Here is a 3,812-nt window from a genome sequence, read left to right as displayed (position 1 = left end):
GCCCGCGTGCGTCTAAGCACGACGGGCGGCTTGGGCGTGGTCGGCAACGCGCCCGATGGCGAAGTCGAAGATTATCGGGTCGAGATCACGCCGCCCCGAATCGCTTCGAGTGAATTTTATCCGCTGGAATCGTTGTCACCCAATTTCAGCGGTGGCAGTGTCGTCGTCCCGGTCGACTTGGACGGCGACGGAGACATCGACCTGATCCTTCCCGACGGCAGCGACAACAATCTCGCATGGCTCAAGAACGACGGCACGGGGACATTCACCGAACAGTTGCTGTACAACCAGTGGAACACGAAGTCGGTCGAAGCCGTCGATTTTGATCGCGACGGGGACATGGACGTCGTCTATCTGTTGCCGATCTCTGACGAACTCGGTTGGTTCGAAAACCAGGGCAACGAAAGTTTCACCAAGAATGTGCTCGACAATCAGCTCGCCACGCCACAAGACTTTACCGTCGTGGACTATGACCAAGATGGCGATCAAGACCTGATCGCGGTCGACAATTTCGACGATCTACTGTTGCTGTATGTCAATCAAGGCGACCAGAGCTTCGCTAAGCAGACGTTGGCCGGCAACGTGGACGGAAGCCTGATGGAAGTGGCGGATCTGGATCGCGACGGCGACCTGGACATTGTCGTCAACGATGACGGTCTGAGCTGGTACGAACAAAACGCAACCGGATGGACGCAGCACGCGATCGCGACGGGGGTTCATTACGCGGTCGAGATCTTTGACGTCAATTCCGATGGCGTGCTGGATGTCGTCAGCGCCGATTCGTTCCAAGTCAATTGGTACGAAAACAACGCGGCCGGCTCCTTCACGAAACGCTTGTTGATCAATATCAGCTCGGTGCGTGCGGTCGAATTCGCCGACTTGGACGGCGACGGCGACATGGACGCGATCGCCAAGGGGACCAATTCGTTTTCCAATCTGTCGTGGCTGGAAAACGATGGCGCGCAGAACTTCCAACTCCGAACGCTCAGCGACAAAGCGAATCAGGCGATCGATTTGGCGACCGCCGACCTTGACGGGGATTCCGATCTGGACGTCGTGGTGACGACTCAATCAAATGGAGTCGCTTGGATCGAGAACGTCAACGGAGTTCTGTTGAGTGTGAAGGAATTGACGCCCGCCGCAGGCAGCGCGATGGTCGCTCCCGGGCAAGACCTGTCGATCCGGTTCGATCAAATCATCCAGCTCGGTTCGGGTTGGGCAACGATTCACCTGGCCGCGGACGATTCCATCGTGGAAACCATTGACGTGACATCGTCCAATGTCGTTCTCAGCGGCGATACCCTGACCCTGGATCCACTCAGTGATCTTGCTGACAACACCAGGTATTACGTTCGACTGGATGCCGGAGTCGTTAACAACGTGCCCGGGGATCCCTACGAAGGTCTCGCCGACGACCGCTGGAATTTCCAGACCGCGGCGATCGGGATCGACTACGGCGACGCGCCCGACACGGCGACCGGAACCTCCGCCGGAAACTACAACACGCTTGCAGCGGACAACGGGCCGTCGCATGTCCTTACCGCCGGACTGTATTTGGGCCGGATTGCCGATGCCGACGACGGAACCTTGCAGAACGCCTGGGCGGGTGCGGACGATGCGGTCGACGCCCCGGACGACGAGAACAGCGTCGTGGCGGCTGATCGCGACTTGGTGCTGACCGTCGCCGCGTCGCCAACGGTGGCGCTGGTGGTGACCAATCTGACCGATGCCGATGCGACGCTATCGGGATGGATCGACTACAACCGAAACGGTGTTTTCGAAGCCAACGAATCGGCTCAAACCACGATTGTCTCCGGCACGGGACAAGCCATCGTGACGCTTCCGTTCCCGCCCGTTCCCGGCGGCAGTGCCGGCGAGACGTTCGCCCGATTCCGACTGGGGACGGACGCCGTGGCGGAATCCCCGGTGGGACCGTCTGGGCCGGGTGAAGTCGAAGACTATCCGGTCACGATTCGCAACCCGGGGCTGGGAACCGCCGCCAGCGCGACGGTTCTATCAAGCGGTACCGGCGGTGCACCCCTGCTCGATGCGTCCGATCAATTCGGCGCATCGGTGGCGGCACTCGGAGATCTGGACGGTGATGGGATCGACGACATCGCGATCGGCGCCCCCGGCGACGATGATCTGGCATTGGATGCCGGTGCCGTCTACATCGCCATGATGAATGCCGACGGCAGCATCAAGCGTCATCAGAAGATCATCGCCGACACGACGGGTTTGCCGTTTGACGCCAGCGATCAATTCGGGATGGCGATCGCTCCGGCAGGCGACTTGGATTTCGATGGCGTTGCGGATCTGTATGTGATGAGCAAGCAGACGGGCAATCAAACCGCATCGATCAGCCGCGTCATGCTGAATGCCGATGGAACAGTCAAGAATCACACCTACATGCTCGCCACCGTCCCGGGCGGGTTCCCCCAATTGTCGACCTTTGCACCCATCGGTGATTTGGATGGAGACGGCAATCCGGACTTCGCGATCGGAGAAAACTTCGTCCGGATCAACAACGTCTTTTCGGGAGCATTGCACATCCTGTTTTCGGCCGATGACGGAACCGCCCGCGAAACCACCTTGATCGCCAGCCAGACCGGCGGCGGTCCAGCGTTGACCAATTCCGCGTACTTCGGCAACTCGGTCACGTCGCTCGGCGACATCGACGGTGATGGTGTGACGGATCTGGCCGTCGGTGCCTACGGCAACCGCAGCGTGACCACCAACAGCGGTGCCGTTTACATCCTGTTCATGAAGCGCGACGGAACGGTCAAATCAAGTTACGAGATCAACGGCACCCATCCTAACGAACCGGCCCTGGGCAGCCTGTCGCAATTCGGCTATTCCGTCGCGGCACTCGGCGATCTTGATTCCAGCGGAGTCACCGAGTTGCTCGTCGGCGCGAACGGGCATGCCGATGCAGAAACCCTGCAAACCGGCCAAGCGTTCGTGTTGTATCTGGCCAGTGACGGATCGGTGGTTGACCACGTCGCACTCGGCACTGCCAACGGGGGCGTCGTTCAGTTAGCGGAATCCGATTTCTTTGGCCGATCAGTCGCTGCGGCGGGCGACATCAACGGCGACGGTCACGTCGATCTGCTCGTTGGCTCGTCGCCGACCAGTTCGTCCAATCGCGGCCGCGTTCACACGATCTTGCTGGACGCTCCGACCCCGCCGGACGTGCAGAGTATCCAGGTCAACGACGGCGGCAACGGGCGGTCCCAGCTCACCTCGTTGGTCGTCCGCTTTGATTCGATCGTCGACCATCAAGGACTCGCCGACGCCTTCATTGTGACCAACACCGACACCAATACAGAGGTAGGGCAAGTCACAGTGACGGCGGATGATTCCGGTGGCACCACCGTCGTTCAAATCGGGTTTGCCGGCGCGTCCACGGTGGCTCGTGCCGGTTCGGGACCGCTGGCCAATTCGCTCAGCGACGGCAATTATCTCTTGCGGATTGACTCGGCGAGGATTCGAACCGCCGAGGGAACCGCCATGATCCGCGACTACGTTTGGGGTCAACAAAATGTCGACGCGTTTTTCCGACTGTTCGGTGACACCGACGGCGATCGCGATGTGGACGGCCAAGACTACGGGCGATTCGGATTAAGTTTCCTGAAATCGGGCACCGACCCGGCCTTCAATCCGCACCTCGACTCCGACGGCGATGGCGACGTGGACGGACAAGACTACGGACGATTCGGGCTGAATTTCTTGAAGCGTTTGGGTGACGCAATCCGCTAGTATTCCGTGTCACCTTGCGTTTCGGGTAGGCGGTAGTGGACGAGGCGACGAGT

1 protein-coding gene is annotated in these 3,812 nt (G+C 60.0%); it reads left to right on the top strand.

The window, feature by feature from the left end:
• A partial coding sequence (locus ABX749_RS25355) for an FG-GAP-like repeat-containing protein (RefSeq protein ID WP_372898463.1) occupies nt 1-3,759 on the top strand: 3,759 nt, incomplete at its 5' end.
• Nucleotides 3,760-3,812: the final 53 nt, after the last annotated feature.

Origin of the sequence: Stieleria sp., assembly GCF_041595215.1 — a bacterium.
Classification (GTDB): domain Bacteria; phylum Planctomycetota; class Planctomycetia; order Pirellulales; family Pirellulaceae; genus Stieleria; species Stieleria magnilauensis.
Note: the sequence above shows the minus strand (reverse complement) of the source record. Positions and strands in the feature narration are given on the sequence as shown.